This window comes from Pseudomonas grimontii, assembly GCF_007858185.1.
Taxonomy (GTDB): domain Bacteria; phylum Pseudomonadota; class Gammaproteobacteria; order Pseudomonadales; family Pseudomonadaceae; genus Aquipseudomonas; species Aquipseudomonas grimontii.
This window is the reverse complement of the sequence record NZ_VFES01000001.1, coordinates 490,464-507,212: the sequence shown is the minus strand read 5'-3', so window position 1 is coordinate 507,212 and position 16,749 is coordinate 490,464. Positions and strand designations below refer to the sequence as shown.

The 16,749-nt window shown below is 60.2% G+C and carries 9 protein-coding genes; 6 read left to right on the top strand and 3 right to left on the bottom strand.

Annotated elements, in window-relative coordinates; all coding sequences use genetic code 11:
• Positions 1-11: 11 nt before the first annotated feature.
• The 4 genes from FIV39_RS02385 to FIV39_RS02370 all read left to right on the top strand — a co-directional run bounded on the left by FIV39_RS02385 (position 12) and on the right by FIV39_RS02370 (position 5,902).
• Complete coding sequence (locus FIV39_RS02385) at positions 12-1,643, top strand: glucan biosynthesis protein (protein ID WP_090408872.1); 1,632 nt, start codon at positions 12-14, stop codon at positions 1,641-1,643.
• Between the two features lie 17 nt (positions 1,644-1,660).
• Entirely contained in the window at positions 1,661-3,904 is a 2,244-nt protein-coding gene (gene bglX, locus FIV39_RS02380; protein WP_244176423.1) for a beta-glucosidase BglX, read from the top strand.
• An 81-nt stretch (positions 3,905-3,985) separates the two neighbouring features.
• Positions 3,986-5,605, top strand: a complete 1,620-nt coding sequence (locus FIV39_RS02375) for an FMN-binding glutamate synthase family protein (protein WP_090408873.1) — start codon at positions 3,986-3,988, stop codon at positions 5,603-5,605.
• A gap of 12 nt (positions 5,606-5,617) precedes the next feature.
• On the top strand, positions 5,618-5,902 hold the full coding sequence (locus tag FIV39_RS02370) for a putative quinol monooxygenase (RefSeq protein WP_090408874.1): 285 nt from the start codon (positions 5,618-5,620) through the stop codon (positions 5,900-5,902).
• 72 nt (positions 5,903-5,974) lie between these two features.
• Here the strand turns inward: FIV39_RS02370 and FIV39_RS02365 are convergent, their stop codons facing one another.
• The 3 genes from FIV39_RS02365 to FIV39_RS02355 are packed head-to-tail and all read right to left on the bottom strand — an operon-like array spanning position 5,975 to position 8,807.
• A complete protein-coding gene (locus tag FIV39_RS02365; RefSeq protein ID WP_090408875.1) occupies positions 5,975-7,456 on the bottom strand; it encodes a glucosyltransferase domain-containing protein in 1,482 nt (493 codons plus the stop codon).
• Positions 7,453-8,436, bottom strand: a complete 984-nt coding sequence (locus FIV39_RS02360; protein WP_090408876.1) for a glycosyltransferase family 2 protein — start codon at positions 8,434-8,436, stop codon at positions 7,453-7,455. The genes FIV39_RS02365 and FIV39_RS02360 overlap by 4 nt, the downstream gene beginning before the upstream one ends.
• Positions 8,433-8,807, bottom strand: coding sequence for a GtrA family protein (locus FIV39_RS02355; protein ID WP_090408877.1), 375 nt, complete (start codon positions 8,805-8,807; stop codon positions 8,433-8,435). The genes FIV39_RS02360 and FIV39_RS02355 overlap by 4 nt, the downstream gene beginning before the upstream one ends.
• Before the next feature lie 221 nt (positions 8,808-9,028).
• Between FIV39_RS02355 and FIV39_RS02350 the strand changes: the two genes are divergently transcribed.
• Positions 9,029-10,162 (top strand): OpgC domain-containing protein, encoded by a 1,134-nt coding sequence (locus FIV39_RS02350; protein WP_090408878.1) that lies wholly within the window; start codon positions 9,029-9,031, stop codon positions 10,160-10,162.
• Positions 10,163-10,232: 70 nt separating this feature from the next.
• Positions 10,233-16,730, top strand: coding sequence for an NEL-type E3 ubiquitin ligase domain-containing protein (locus tag FIV39_RS02345; RefSeq protein WP_090408879.1), 6,498 nt, complete (start codon positions 10,233-10,235; stop codon positions 16,728-16,730).
• Positions 16,731-16,749 lie beyond the last annotated feature (19 nt).

Here is a 16,749-nt window from a genome sequence, read left to right as displayed (position 1 = left end):
GAAAGGACACCATGTCTACGCGCCGCGAGTTCCTGACGTACGCTTCACTGGCCGCCTTGCTCACGCCACTGGGCAGGGGCGCCCTGGCGGCCGATACAGCCGACCACCCCAGCGCTTTTTCCTTCGAAGACTTGATCGAACAGGCACAAGCCGATGCCTTGAAACCCTACACCTACCCCAGCACCGCATCGGCCACGCTGCTGGCGAGACTCGACTACGCCACCCACGGCCAGATCCACTTCAAACCCGAGCGCGCCCTGTTCGCCAACGGCCCCGGCAAGTTCCCCGTGACGTTCTTTCACTTGGGGTCGTTTTTTCGCACCCCCGTGAGGATGTATGCCCTGGACAACGGCATCGCCCGCGAGATCGTCTACGACCCGGCGCACTTCGATATGCCAGGCGACAGCCCTGCCCATGCCTTGCCCCGTAACAGTGGGTTCGCTGGCTTTCGCATCCAGGAAAGCCGCCTGGGCAACCAAGCCAAACGGGCGTGGCAACGGAACGACTGGGTGGCCTTCCTTGGCGCGTCGTACTTCCGGGCCATCGGCGAGTTGTATCAGTACGGTCTGTCGGCACGGGCTATTGCCCTGGATGTGGCACAAGCCGGCAAGGCCGAAGAGTTCCCTGACTTCACCCACATCTGGTTCGAGCCGCCAAAGAACGAGCACGCTAACGCCATGACCCTCTATGCGCGGCTCGACGGCCCGAGTATCTGCGGGGCTTACCGTTTCCTGATCCACCGCACACAGGGCGTGGTCATGGACATCGATTGCACGTTTTTCCTGCGCAGGAGTGTCAGCCGGCTGGGCATTGCTCCGGTGACCTCGATGTTCTGGTTCAGTGAAACCGCCAAGCGCACCGCCGCCGACTGGCGCCCCGAGGTTCACGACAGTGACGGCCTGGGGCTCTGGACCGGCAACGGAGAACGTATCTGGCGTCCCCTGAACAACCCGCCACGCACCATGGTTTCGGCGTTCACCGATCATCAACCGAAGGGCTTCGGCCTGTTACAGCGCGACCGCAACTTTGACCACTACCTCGATGGTGTGAATTACCAGCGGCGCCCCAGCCTGTGGGTCGAGCCGTTGGGCGATTGGGGCAAAGGCAGCGTGCAACTGATGGAAAACGGCACCGACGACGAGATCCACGACAACATCGTCGCGATGTGGGTGCCCTCGGCTCCAGCGGAAGCGGGCAACCGCTATTCGCTGCGTTATCGCCTGCACTGGCTGGCCCAGGAGCCCTACGCTTCGCCACTGGCAGTGTGCTTGGCCACACGCTTGGGCAACGGCGGCCAACCGGGCCAGCCGCGCCCTGTAGGGGTGCGTAAATTCGTGGTCGAATTCCAAGGCGCCCCCTTGGAAAAACTCGCGCCGGGCGTCAAACCCGAGGCCGTGATCAGTTGCTCCAGAGGCGAGCTCAGCCAGGTCTTTACCGAAGCGGTGCCGGACGGCATCGCCGGCCATTGGCGAGCACAGTTCGATTTGACTGTCGGCGGCAAGGACCCGGTGGAATTGCGCCTTTTCCTACGCCTTGACGGCCAGCCGCTGTCAGAGACCTGGCTGTATCAGTACCACCCCTTCAATTCGGAATCGACGGCAATCGGTACCCCTTCAACGGCTGACACCGGCAATCGCCCGTGAGGCTCTGGAGCAATTTGGTGCTGTTCTACCTGGCGCTCAGTATCAGCGGCAGCGCCCTCCCTGCCAACGAGCATGACTTCATAGAGGGCTTGTTGCAGCATATGACGCTCGAAGAAAAAGTCGACCAACTCAACCAACTCGGCGTCCAAGACACGCCTACCGGCCCCGTCATTGACCAAGGCGAACTGGCGCAACTGCCCATGAGCACCGTTGGCTCGGTCCTCGGCGCCTACGGTTTCGAGCAGACCCGCCGGTTACAGGAACAGGTCGTCATGCGCTCGCGCCTGCATATACCGCTGTTGTTTGCTTTCGATGTGATTCACGGCTTTCGTACTGTATTTCCCGTGCCGCTGGCAGAAGCCGCGGCCTGGGATCCTGCCCTGGCACAGCGGACCGCTCGCGCGGCGGCCGTTGAAGCTACGGCCAGCGGCGTGCATTGGACCTTCGCCCCCATGGTCGACATTGCCCGAGACCCACGTTGGGGCCGCGTGGTGGAAGGTTCCGGTGAGGACCCGTTCCTGGGCGCGGCGCTGGCCAGCGCCAAGGTGCAGGGGTTCCACGGCGCGGGGCCTCCAGACCCCTCCTTTATGCTGGCGACCGCGAAACACTTCGTGACCTATGGCGCGGCCGAAGGCGGGCGCGACTACAACGTCGCCGACGTGTCGGAACGCACGTTGCGCGAAGTGTACTTGCCGCCTTTCCAGGCGGCCGTAGCGGCTGGCGTCGATGGGATCATGCCCTCGTTTAACGAACTGGCCGGGGTTCCCCTGCACAGCAACACCGCCCTGTTAACCGGCGTGCTGCGCAATCAATGGAGGTTCGGTGGCCTGATTGTCAGTGACTTCAACGCCATCTGGGAGCTGAGCCAGCACGGCATCGCACGCGGTCCGGCCGACAGGGCAAGGCTGGCGTTCAACGCCGGCGTGGACATCGACATGGCCAGCCAGACCTACCGTCAACACCTGCCCGCGCTGGTGCGCAATGGCGAGGTTCCCCTGACCGCCGTGGATGATGCGGTGCGCCGTGTACTCCAGGCCAAGCAACGCCTGGGGCTGTTTGAAGATCCTTACCGCTACAGCGATGAGGCCCGGCAACGGGCCAATGTCCTGACACCGCAGCACCGAGCCCTGGCCCGTGAGGCCGCGCAGAAGTCCATCGTACTGTTGAAAAATACCGATGCCCTGCTGCCGCTGCCCAAGCACCTGCGTAACGTGCTAGTGGTCGGCAGCCTGGCCACGGATGCCGAGGCCACGATCGGCCCGTGGGCCTTGGCGGGTCACCCCGAAGAGTCGATCACGGTCTTGCAGGGCATACGCCGCGCCGTCGCCGCTGACACTGAGGTGGTTTACCTGCCAGGCGCTTCGCCCGTCAGCAAAGAGGCTGAGAACCTCAACACGGTCCGACAGGCCGCCCGGCTTGCCGAGGTGGTGGTCGCCGTGCTCGGCGAGCAAGCAGATCAAAGCGGCGAAGCCCGCAGTCGCGCGGACCTGGGCTTGCCGGGTGCCCAGGAGGCGCTGTTGCGTGCCCTGCTGGACACCGGCAAACCGGTGGTCATCCTGCTGATGAATGGCCGCCCGCTGGTGCTCTCGCCGACCGTGCGCCAGGCGCCGGCGCTGCTGGAAACCTGGTTCCTGGGCAGTGAGATGGGCAATGCCGTGGCCGATATTCTGTTCGGTGACGTCAACCCCAGCGGCAAACTGCCGATCACGTTCCCTCGCAGCGAGGGACAGATCCCCCTCTACTACGCGCACAAAAATACCGGCCGTCCGCCCAGCGGCGATGGACGTTATGCGTCTGCCTACATCGATGAGCACTGGACGCCGCTGTATCCCTTCGGTTTCGGCCTGAGCTACACCTCGTTCAGCTACTCCACGCCACGGCTCAGCGCCCAGCGGCTGGCGTCCACCCAATCACTGGACGTAACGGTCACGGTCACCAATACCGGAGCGCGCTCAGGGGAAGAAATCGTGCAGTTATACCTGCGCGATGATGTCGCCAGCGTGACCCGTCCGGTTCGCCAATTACGCGGCTTTCGCAAAGTGCATTTAGCGCCTGGCGAGGCTCGGGACCTGACCTTCACCCTTGACCAAGGGGACTTCGCCCTGCTGGATAGCGATTTTTCGCCGGTGGTTGAGGCCGGCACGTTCACCGTCTTCGTCGGGGCAGATTCGACCACCGAAAACCACGCCCGCTTTGAAGTGACCGATAGCCGCGCATTGTCTATTTCGGGCCAGTCCGTTCCATCACAAGGGTCAAACTGAGTACACCCGCAGGTTGTCTGGAGTTTCATTACTGGCGCAAAATGCCGGATCGACCTGAGAGTCCGAACCCAAGGAAACCGTATGAGCCTGTCCTTGCTAAGCCGTTACGCCTTCTTTGCCGTGTGCGTCATTTTCACCCTCGCCAGCCTCCCCTTTATCCAACACGAATGGCTGTGGCCCATCAGCCTGGTCACCGGTGTGTTGAGCCTGATCGGTATTTTCGACCTGTTGCAAAGCCCCCACGCCGTGCGCCGCAACTACCCGATCCTGGGCAATATCCGTTACCTGGTGGAAGCCATCCGCCCGGAAATTCGCCAGTACCTGCTGGAATCCGACAGCGACGCCCTGCCCTTCTCGCGCTCGCAACGCTCGCTGGTTTACTCGCGCGCCAAGAACGAAACCGCCGACAAGCCCTTCGGCACCCTGATCGACGTCTACCAGTCGGGCTTCGAATTTATCGGCCACTCCATGCGCCCCGCGCCGCTGAGCGACCCCAGCGCCTTTCGCGTAATGGTCGGCGGCCCGCAATGCACGCAGCCGTATTCGGCGTCGGTGTTCAATATCTCGGCGATGAGCTTTGGCTCGTTGAGCGCCAACGCAATTCGCGCACTCAACCAAGGCGCCAAGCTCGGCAATTTCGCCCATGACACCGGCGAAGGCAGCATCAGTTCCTATCACCGCGAAAACGGCGGCGACCTGACCTGGGAATTGGGTAGCGGCTACTTCGGCTGCCGCACCAGCGACGGCCGTTTCGACCCGGAGCGCTTTGCCGTGCAGGCGCAGAACCCGCAGGTGCGCATGATCGAAATCAAGATGAGCCAGGGTGCCAAACCCGGCCATGGCGGGATCCTGCCCAAGCATAAGGTGACTAAAGAGATCGCCGAAACGCGCGGCATCCTGATGGGCGAAGACTGCATCTCGCCGTCACGCCACAGTGCGTTCTCCACGCCTATCGAACTGATGCAATTCATCGCGCAACTGCGCGAACTGTCCGGCGGCAAGCCGGTGGGTTTCAAGTTCTGCCTGGGCCACCCCTGGGAGTTCATGGGCATTGCCAAGGCCATGCTCGAAACCGGCATCCTCCCGGACTTTATCGTGGTCGACGGCAAGGAAGGCGGCACCGGCGCCGCGCCCGTGGAGTTCACCGACCATATCGGCGTGCCGCTGCGTGAAGGCCTGCTGTTCGTGCACAACACCCTGGTGGGCCTGAACCTGCGCGACAAGATCAAGCTGGGCGCCAGCGGTAAGATCGTCAGCGCCTTCGATATTGCCAGCGTGCTGGCCATCGGCGCCGACTGGACCAACTCGGCGCGCGGCTTCATGTTTGCCATCGGCTGCATTCAGTCGCAAAGCTGTCACACCAATAAGTGCCCGACCGGCGTCGCCACCCAGGACCCATTGCGCCAACGCGCCCTGGTAGTACCGGACAAGGCCCAGCGCGTGTTCAACTTCCACCGTAACACCCTCAAGGCCCTGGCCGAGATGCTGGCGGCGGCAGGCCTGGATCACCCGTCGCAGCTGTCGGCCAAGCATCTGGTGCGGCGTATGTCGGCCACCGAGATCAAGCTGTTCTCGCAGTTGCATGTATTCCTCAAGCCGGGTGAATTGCTCACCGGCGAAGTCAACGGCGAGTTCTATTCGCGCATGTGGCAGATGGCGCGCGCAGACAGTTTTGAGCCCCACGAAGTCGCCGCTGCTTAAAGGATTCAGATCGTGTTGAAAGTCATCGCTGAAGATTTCATCAAGCCCGAATACCTCGATACCGTGCGCCCCTGGTATGCCGAGCTGGTGGAAAAGACCCGCCAGGAACCGCTGTGCATCGCCTACGATCTGTTTGTCGATCAAAAAGATCCGGGGCACTTCATTTTCATCGAGCAATGGCCCGACCAGGCCGCGCTGGATGCGCACTGCCAGACCGAACACTTCACCCGGCTGGTGCCGCAGATCAATGAGCACCAGGCCAAGCCGTGCAAAGTGCTGTTGATGGATGCGTTCTAATTCACCCTTTTCCCGCTGAACCGGACCATCGGCGGTATCGTTGAAGCAACTGCCTGGCAGTTGGCAGTTCCTTCATGGATTAACGCGAGGCTGTTTTTTCATGACGATATAACCATCCCCATCCTCCACGTAAATGGAGTAAAACCAGTTATCGACTATGGGTCGAGCATCGGGTTTCAGTCGTACTCCGGCCGAATGTTCATGGCTGGCCTGTACCACATTAGTGATCCCTACCCTGGCCATTGCCTCAGGTAAAAACAGAAAATCAGCAGCCACTAAATACGGCATAACCGGCATGATCGAAACGGTTCCGGCAGAGGCTGGCAACCAATAATCCTGAGCACTGGCATTAAAGTAAAAAACCTCCACCGAGGCCAGCGCCGCATTAGAAGTCAGCGAATAAGCCAAACTACTCATCACGCTGGTTTCCAATTCCTTCTTCAGGCTCAAGACTCGCCCATAACTATAAGAAATTGACAAAAATAAAATTATTGGCAGCACAACAAACACCGTCAAATTGCGCTGCACAGCATTCAACCATTGATGGATCACCAGGACTATAAAGACCAGCAAAGGCCCGCTCCCCAACATCGCCCTTGCATCATTATTTTCATAGAAAAAAACAAGCATGATTCCCGGCACAGACATTATCAGCAGCGGCACTATCGATATATAAGCCAAACTCACCAGCACTTTACTCACCCACCCTGGACGCTCACGCAATGCAGAAAAACCAGCCCAGGCGTAACCCATCCCAAACAGAATCGCCATCACACCAAAAAACCAGGCACTATCGCCCGTATATAAAGGGCGAATTCTTTCTTCCGCATTTTCTAAACGCTGGAACATGACAACCGGCCAATCCTTATCCAAAGCAAGAAGCTGCTGCCGTTCCGTGCCCATAAAGGGAACGATCGCACAAAGATAAAAAAGCGAGGCAACGCCTGCCTGCATGGCCTTTTCCAAACCCAACATCACCCATTCACGGGTTGCTTTTTTATCTTTAATCGCTCTGTACAATTCGATGCAACACAATCCGAAAAACGCATTGATAAGTGGCTGATAAATACACAGCGCACTGCCAACCAGTAACGTGCTGCCCCACCACTCCAGCCATTTCCGTTCAGACTTAAAGGTGATAGCAAATACCATCATCGCCAACCCTACAGTCATCACAGGGCCGTCGTATTTATAAGCAAGATCACTCAAAAACAAGGGACTGAAAAACACCGGCAACACCACCATCGACGAAAACACATTCACGTGACAAAAGTAATGAAATGCGAGCTTCTCCAATGCGGTAGCCATGACCACGCACGCGACCAACAGGCCCAATGGGGATGAGTCTGGGGCGCCATTTGAGAGGGATAAGAAATGATAAAAACCGTCAATTAAAAAACGCCCTTCAGCACGCCATGACGCGTACCCATACGCAGCCCTAAAGCTATCTTCAACGTAAAAGTAGTCAGCCAGGGTCAAGGGATACACATAGACTAAAACAGCCACTAAAAAGAATATAAAACTTTCCTTCCTCGACCATTCATAGGTAATCACTTTTCGGCGCCTCCCTTAAGATCACTCCAAACACCTGCCTCTTCGGCGACTTGCTCGCCCCGACTCACAACGCCTTTAACCACATAACGCGGCCGGTGCTTAGTTTCCATATAGATGCGCCCCACATATTCCCCCAGTATCCCGATCCCAATCAGCTGCACCCCTCCCAGGAACAAGATCGCCGTCATCAACGATGGGTACCCAGGCACCTCATTACCAAACAGTACTTTGTCCAGCACGAGGTACCCGGCATACACCAATGCGATCAGCGAAATCACGCCACCGATATAACTCCACAACCGCAACGGCAAGGTGCTGAACGAGGTGATGCCATCCAATGCCAGGTTCCACAGTTTCCACGCGTTGAATTTGCTCTGGCCCACCGTGCGGGGGGCACGGTCGTACTCGACAATGGCCACGCCGAACCCCGCCCAGGACAACACCCCCTTCATGAACAGTTGCTGTTCGGGCAGGGCCTTGATCACATCCACCACCTTGCGGTCCATCAGCCGGAAGTCGCCGACGTTTTCTTCGATATGCGTGTAGGAAATTCGATTAAGCAGGTGATAGAACAACGACGCGCTACGGCGTTTGAGGTAGCCATCGCTGGAGCGGTCCCGACGCTTGGCCAGCACCACATCGGCGCCGTTCCGCCATTCATGGATCAAGCGCGGAATCACGTTGACCGGATCTTGCAGGTCCACGTCCATAGGCACCACGGCCTCGCCCGTGGCGTATTCAAGCCCGGCGAACAGCGCGGCCTCCTTGCCAAAGTTGCGCGACAGATTGATCAACACCATATCGCTGTCAACCATCGCCAGGGCCCGGGCACGCTCGGCCGTACGGTCGGTGCTGCCATCGTCGATAAGCACTATCTCGATGCCGTGAGCCTGCAAACCGGGTGCCTCGCGTACCGCGCGATAGAACGGTTCGATGGCCTGTTCCTCGTTAAACACCGGCACGATCAGCGAAATCCTCATTGCCCACGCTCGCGGAACACCACCCAGCGTGACAACAAAAAACCGCACACCAGGCTGACCAGCGAAAACACCACCACCGTGACGATCCCCGGCGCACGCCAGCGGTCCGCCAGCCAGCCCACGCCCAGGCTCAAACCGCCCATGCACGCCATGAACACCAGGTAACGGGCCAACGATGCAGACATGGCAAAGGTGTAGATCGCGTTGACATAAAACGAGAAGGACGCCGCCACGCAAAAGGCGAGAAAGTTGCTCACGGCCTGGCTAAGGTCCAGTACAGCCCTGAACACAAAAAACAGCTGCCAATGGATCAGCGTATTGGCGACCCCAATCACCGTGTAGCTGGAGAATCCCTTCCACAGTCTGGCCATGCCGTCGCCCTGTTCCGCCTGCCTCCAGCAAGCCACGTCCGTCATTGTTCGTCTACTGTCAGAATTAACAGGTACCCGTCGCGCGGTTGAGACATTCTGTAATACCCGGCCTTTGCAATTGCTTACAAATGTCGCCAACCTGCGCCCGCCCGACGCACGGCGTAAGACTTCACCGCCGCTTGCCTGTCATTACTAAACCCTCAGTTCAAGAGCCCGCTGCCATGCTGAACGGACGCGACCCGCGCATCGATTTTTTTCGGGGCCTGGCGTTGATCTTCATTTTCTGGGATCACGTCCCCCACAACCCCCTCGGCCAGATCACCCTGCGCAATTTCGGTTTCAGCGATGCTGCGGAAGTGTTTGTGTTCCTCGCCGGTTATGCCTGCGTACTGGCCTACGGCAAAATTCTGCAGGCCGAAGGATATTGGATCACCGCCCTGAAAATCCTGCGCCGAGCCTGGGTGTTGTACGTAGTGCACATCTTTTTGCTGGCGATGCTGATGGGTATCGTGTTCTTCGCCAACAGCCATGTGGAGACCCGCGACCTGGTCGAGGAGATGGGCCTGACGCACTTCGTCACCCACCCACAACAGGCCCTGACCGATGAATTGCTGCTGCGTTTCAAACCCAACCTGATGGACCCGTTGCCGCTGTATATCGTGCTGCTTGCCGGCTTGCCGCTGGTGTTGCCGCTGCTGTTGCGCAAAACGTGGGTGGTGGTGGGGCTGTCGATGACGGTGTATCTGCTGGCGCCCTGGATGGGCTGGAACCTGCGGGCGATTGCCGACGGTGTGTGGTACTTCAACCCGGTGACCTGGCAGTTTCTGTTTATCCTCGGCGGCGCGGCGGCGGTGCAGGCCGGCCAGGCCCGCGCGCCCGATACCCGGCCGCTGCGCCGGCAACCGTTGTTTATCGCGGCGGCAGCCTATGCCCTGCTGGCCGGGGTGATTACATTGTCCTGGCGCTGGCCGCACCTTCACGATGCCTGGATGCCCGCCATCGTCAGCAACATGTTGTACCCCATCAGCAAGACCGACCTTTCACCGGTGCGCCTGGTGCACTTTCTCGCCTTGGCGTATGTCACCGCCAAGCTGCTGCCGGGTCGTGCCTGGACGCAAAACTGGCTGGCGCAACAGAGCTGCCGCATGGGCCGCTATTCGTTGGAGGTGTTCTGCCTGGGAGTATTGCTGGCGCCGCTGGCCGACATGCTCAACGCCCAGGTCGAGGATGCCTGGCCGATGCAGGTGTTCAGCGCACTGCTGGGCCTGTTGCTGATGGCTGCACTGGCGGCCTGGCTGGAGTTCATTAAAAACCTGGATGCCTCCCGGCACCGCCCTCTCGCTACGGGTAAATAGTTAACCCCTGGCATCGTGCGCGTGGTGATTACATCGGCCTTCCACTCAATATGTGAAAGGCCACCCATCCATGCCGACTTCTCAATTACTCAACGGCTTATCCGGCAATCTGCAATCGAGCACCTCCTGGGCACAGCAGGAAGCTGTGGAGCAGATCCGGCATAACTTGACGCATGCATTGGGCGCCCTCACGCCCGATGAAAAAAAACGCTATGTGAGACTGCAACGCGAAGCCCTGGCGGCCCTTAACGCAGTTGAAACCGAAAAAGAGCGCGTGGTACAGGCCTTCAAGACCGAAGGCCTGGCCCAATTGCGCAGCCGCATTGACGGGCGTGACCCCGAAGCCTTCCGGTTCAACACCGTTTACCGGGAAAAAGTAGAACAGCCCTTCCCTTGGGAACCTGAACGTAAAGAACGGACCCGATTCCGTCGCCGCTCCTACACGCAAGACTGGCACTACGTCGATCACGTCAAAAGCATGTCCCTGTGGGAGGCGGCCTGCGTCAACTTTGGCTTCACCTACGGCAGGACCACAGAGTCCGGCTACAGCCTGGTACAAGCCAGTCATGTCGCGGGGCCAGGCGATGATCGCAGCCTCTCGGCACAAGCGTTTATCGACGTGGCACGCGAACTGGACCTGGGCGGCCAGCTGAAAACCCGCATCAACGCCACCTTGGGGGATAACGGCACACTGCGCCGCCTGATGAGTGTTTCAGCCAGGACGCTGCTGCAGTTCGATGTGCTGGACGCCTGGCGCAACCGTGCCGATAGCGGGCTGACCCGCGAGATGTACACCCTGTTGAATGCGGCCATTGATGAGACAGGGGCTCAACCGGAGATTGACTCACTGGGCCTGACAGCGGGGGTAACGGTGGTGGCGGCCGTTCCCTTCGTGCCCTGGGACACCATAATTCCGGTGCCTCTGCTGCTGATTCGCGTCGCGGCCCTGGGTGTGTTGTCGTACTTTCCGTTCCGCCCTGGGGGCGCACTGCGCTATCACCCCGACGCACGCGCGGCGGAGCAAGCATTCCGCACGCAACTGCTCGAAAGCCATCAAAACGACGACTTGGGCTGGTTTTCCCGGCAATTGCCCCTGGTGGGCATGTCCGTCTTCTCCAAACTGGTGACCAAGAAGCCTCGGCCGGAAGGCCTGAACTGGCTTGCGGGAAAACTGTATGACGGTTTTCACAAAGCCTTCCCGGCGCAGACCCTCAAGGATATCCACTTCGCCGCCGACGCCAAGACGGGACGGCCAGTGAGCCTGGTAGAGGCCATGACTTACCGGCAGATCCAACGCTGCCAGGCAGACCTCGACACACTCGCCGTCAATCGCTCCGAAGCCGATTGGCAAGCCCTCAAGGACGCGGCGCAGGCGATTGCGTCCGAGGTCCTCGACCTGCTCCTGACCCCGGTGCCCGGGGGCGTGACGGGCATGATGCGAACCCTGCAAGTACTGATGCTGGGCAGCCTGACCTACAGCGTGATCCAGGGCCTGGACCAGGCCGTCAAAGGCGACGCCAGTGCCTTTGCCAGCAGCCTCACGGATGTTGCCGACCTGATCGTCAGCGGCCAGTTGACCGCAACGGCCGGCCGCTTGCAGCGCCAACGCATGCAAACGCTGATGCAGAACCTAGGTAACCCGCGCAAGGTCATCCGCTCGGGCGGTAGCCCTCAGTTGTGGAAACCCGACGCGCAACCTTACGCCCATGATCGACAGTCGCTGCTGGACGGCCGCAGCCCCGATGCCCTGGGCGTCTACAGCGTAAATGGCGAGAAATACGTCAAGCTCAATGAAGGTGACCAGTTTCTGGTGGCACAGGTCAAACACGACGACCAGCAGATGCGCTACGTGCTCAAACATCAACGCAGCGATGGCTACACCCCGCCCATCCTTTTCAACCCGGCAAAGCAGGCGTGGGTCTTCGACCTGCACAATGCCCACACCCTCTCGGACATCGAGCTGCTACAACGCATGCTGCCCAACGGTTCCTCGCTGGCGCCGGCAGCAGACCTGGAAACCATGCTGCGCAGCACCTCTACCACCCGGGAAACACTGGACAAGGTGTGGCGGTCGGAGCCGGCGCCCTTGAACCTGATCGAAGGCGTGCGGCGACTACAGGTCGACCGGGTCATCCAACTGATCATCGACCGCTTCAACGAGCCCGGCTACCTGCCGCCCCACGGTGACAGCGCGATACTGTGCCTGCTGACGCAACTGCCCGACTGGCCAGCGAACACCACCCTGAGTATCAGCGACCCCCAGCGCACGGTGATCGAGAGCTACAGCAAAACCGAGCGCCCCCCAACCCCCACCCATGCCATCGACATTATCAGGGCCGAGGATGGCACCTACAGCGCACGGGACGTTGCGCACCTGGTACCCAATGCCGATGAGCCGTTGTTGAACCTGATCATTGCGTTGCAACCCACCCTCTCGCAACTGGGCCTGGAGGGGCATGCTCCCCACACCTCTGCGCAGCGCATCACGGTGCTACGTCGACAGGTCGCGCAACTGGCCAGCGACGAGCGCATGACACTGTTCAGCGCCCTGGTGAACTACGCCGGTTACGAAAAAAGCGAGCAGCTTGTACCGGCGAACATGCGCCGGTTTCTGCCCGCCACGGCCTTGCCCCCCCTGGTCGCCGTCACACCGTTGCTGAAAAAACTGCGTGACCTCAACCGCCCCTTGTCCCCGGCCAATCTGGAGCGCCTGCTGGAGCAGCATCCACTGACGCCCCAGCAGCAACAGGCCTACTTGCGACAAGGCACGCTGCCGAGCGCCTTCCATGAACTGCTGGACAACCACCGCACCGCGTTGCGTATCGATGCGGCCATCGACGGCTTGTACCACGCCCGCGCCTACAATGACGACATTGACCAATGGGCCCGGGAGTTCGCCTCGGCGCTGGTGCGCAATACCCTCAAGCGCCCGTTCGTGATGACCGAAATGGTCGCCGGGCACATCGCCAAACCCTACGTATTCAAAGGCCCGCAGGACCCCACGGTGGAGTTGCGCCACTATGGCAACGGCGTATATGAGGCGTACGACGTGGTCAACGGCGGCACGATTCCCGTGCCTGCAACCATGGACAGTTTCTACCTGGCCATCGCTTCGGTATTGCAGCCCCACGAGCGGCAGTTGCTGGGCATGAGCAGCGCCACCGACGCCCAGGGCCTGCGCACCCGGCTGGGTGACTACATGAGCAGCAAGCGCAGCGCGGCCGGTTATGTCAGCCTGGTCAACGGTTCGCTGATGCAATACGAACACACCCTCACGCCGCCCACCGACCTGGCACCTGACGCCCTTGGTATTTTCGAGTGGAATACCCAGCATTACCTGCCGCTCTACGGCTCCCTGTACCGGATCGTGTTTGACAAAGTCCTGCACAAATGGCGTCTGCGCCACCCTCGGAAAGTCGGGGTCGACACCCCATCACTCACCCACAATGGCCACGGTGCCTGGCGTCTTGCCAGCGAAAACCCGATGTCCTGGAACGACCATGAACTGCTTTACCGTCTGGGCAACCACACCTACGCGTTTACAGAGGCCGAGTCCGCCAATATCCTCGCCCTCACCAACACTCCGTCCAGGCTCTTGCGCCACGCCCACCGTGCCGGCCATGCCGCACCACCGCTGCTGGCCGACACCTGCAAACGCCTGAAAATGGAACAGGAGATCCGGCAGTTCATCGAGGCGATCGGCAACACTCCCACCTCGCGTATCGCCCGTCCCGACTTGCAGCTGCTGGTGCTTTCCAGCCTGCCCAGTTGGCCTGACAGCCACGTCCTGCGTGTGGTCGACACCGACAACCGGGTTGTCCAGCAATACCCTGACCGCAACCGGCCAAACGACAAAGCATTGGTGGTCAAGAAGAGTGACTACGAGAACGCCAGGCTATTGGACACAGTGATCACCGACGATGAGGTGACCCAGGCCGTGCTCGGTGAATTGCCAGATTCCCGCGACGACCGCCTGTTCAAACTGGTGAAGCAGATCGTCGAGTTCACCGAACGGGAAAAGCCGCAGCTCCTGGAGTCGATCTATCAACGCAGTGAAGACCGTGACACTGAGTTGGTAAGGCATTTCAAAGTCCACCACCCAGGCCTGCCCAACAGCAGTGTCGAGGCGATTCTCGGCCAGGCCACGCCCAAGGAACTCAAGCAGCTGCAGCAAAAGAAAGCGCCCGGTTTGCGCCTTGCCGAACAGGCACGCCTGTCCGCCGACGACGTACGTCTGAACCGCGCCTATGAGGGTCTGTACTCCGACGCCTGTATCAACGCCGACAGCGACAAAATCACCTTGCATCTGCTCAAGGACTTGCCCGCATGGCCCGCCGGCGTGCGCATCGACATTCACCAAGGCAACAACCACGGGCCCCTGCTGCAAAGCGCAGGCCCGATCACCGGCACCGAACGCCGCACGCTCGCCAGGACCGAACGCGGCTACCAGGCCTACGACAGGTCGGGCAACCCGCTCGGCCAGCCATCGAACCTGTTGCTGCGGATTATTCTCTCCACTTTGTCCGACGACGAAAAAAACGCGCTGGAGGCGACCGATGAGGCAGGCTTGTCAGGGTTGCGCCAACAGATTCTCACGCTTGCACTCAGCCAACGGGTACAGATCAAAAGCCTTCTGGACCTGACCCACCTGCAACCTTGGATGGTGCCGCCCATGGGCGGGGAACGGACATTCCTGGCCTACCCTATGTGGAGCCGGTTCTGGCCGTTCAGTGGTCATCGGCCACCCGACCTGGTCACCAAGGTCCAAGAGCTTTACCCCCGGATGAGAGATTCCGATGCCCGCGATTTCATCCGCGCGCTGAACATGAACGAGCCGGCTGCATTGGTCGAAATCGAACGCCGGCGCACCGAATACCACAACATGGACATCGAGCTGGAGCGCTGGGCAGACACACCCCAGAGTGCGGATGAACCCACCCAGGATCCGCTGGGCTTGAGACTGGCCAGCCGTCGCTACCTCGCGCAACAGCTGCGAGCAGCCTGGCGCCACGAAAATCGCTCCATTACCTACCTCGCCGGGGTTCTTCACGCCCAGTTCCTGGAGTTGCAACTGGATGACGGCGACCTGCCGCCGGCCCATTTCATCAACGGCAATCAAGGCTTTTCACACATCGACTATCTGAAAATATCGGGCAATCACTTTCCTGAAACAGCCAATGCGTTCCTGAGCAAATTCACCGGGCTAAGCGGCCTGGAGCTGGATTGCCGGCTGCACGAATTACCCGCAGCCATCACTGACATGACCCAACTCACCCACCTGACGCTCAGCGACAACGATATCCGCCTCACCGAAGCTTCGGCCCAGCGCCTGGCATCCATGGTCAACCTGCAGCGGTTGGTCCTGGAGGACAACCCAGACCTTGGCGTGTCCCCGGATGTCAGTGCCATGACCCACCTGCAGCACTTGAACCTGACGAATACCGGGCTGACCCAGTGGCCCACGGGGGCGGAACTGCTGCCGTCTCTGGAGGAGTTGCGCCTGCAGGAAAACGCAATCACCGACCTTCCCGAAACGCTGTTCAACGATGAGCGCGTCGGCCCGCCTCGCCGCACTATCCTGCTGCATGAAAACCCGCTCTCGCCAGCCACCCTTGAGCGTATCGAACAGCACCGGCACACCACCGGTATCAGGCTCGGCGGCGCACTTGGGCAACCGCATCAAGCGCCAGTGGCTGACGCTGTTTCATCCTGGTTAAGCGGCGTGCCCACGGCCGATGTCGCGGCGCGCCGAACGTTGTGGGAGCAACTCAAACACCACGAAGGCGCCAATCCCGATGATGCCTTCAGGGTGCTCGCGGACCTGACCAATACCTACGCCTACACCGCCGGGGGCGCTCGTCGGGAGGTCTTGACGCAACGGGTATGGACCTTGCTGCTGGCCATGGGCGAGTCGAGCGAGCTGCGCAATAACGTGTTCCTTAACACCTACGGCTCGGGTGACTGCGGCGACAGTGTGCTGCTGGCCTTTACCAATATGGAGCTTGAACACCGGATCCACATGGCCAAAGCCAAGAGCCGCAGCTACGAGAGTGACCGCGCGCTGATTGACTTGTCCGCCGGACGCTTCTACCTCAACCAGCTCGACCATATCTCCGACAAATTCATTCATGACCGGGAACTGGCCGGCCTGGAAGTCGACCCGGCCGAAGTCACGATTTACTTCCGTGCCCAATTGGCCACCGAGTTCAACCTGCCCTTTCACCCATTGGAACTGCTGTACAGCGTCGAAGACTATGTGACCACGGAGGTCATCAATAACGCCCGCCTGCAACTGCGCGGGCTCGGCAACAGCCCGGCCCTGCAGGAATGGCTATTGATGGAAGGGTTCTGGATCGAATACCTGGCCAGGAGCCATCCGGAGACCTTTGCTACCATCAAGGACACCATTCGCTACAAAGTCAGCCTGCTGGAAAAAGAGGTGCCGGACCGACACTCGGACGAGCATCTGGAACGGCGTCAGTCACTGATCGACCTGGAGCAGGACGAGCAGAATCGCCTGGTGCGACAACTGACCGTCGCCACCCAGGCCGCGCTGCAACGCGCCTGAACCAGGCCCCGGCGCCCAA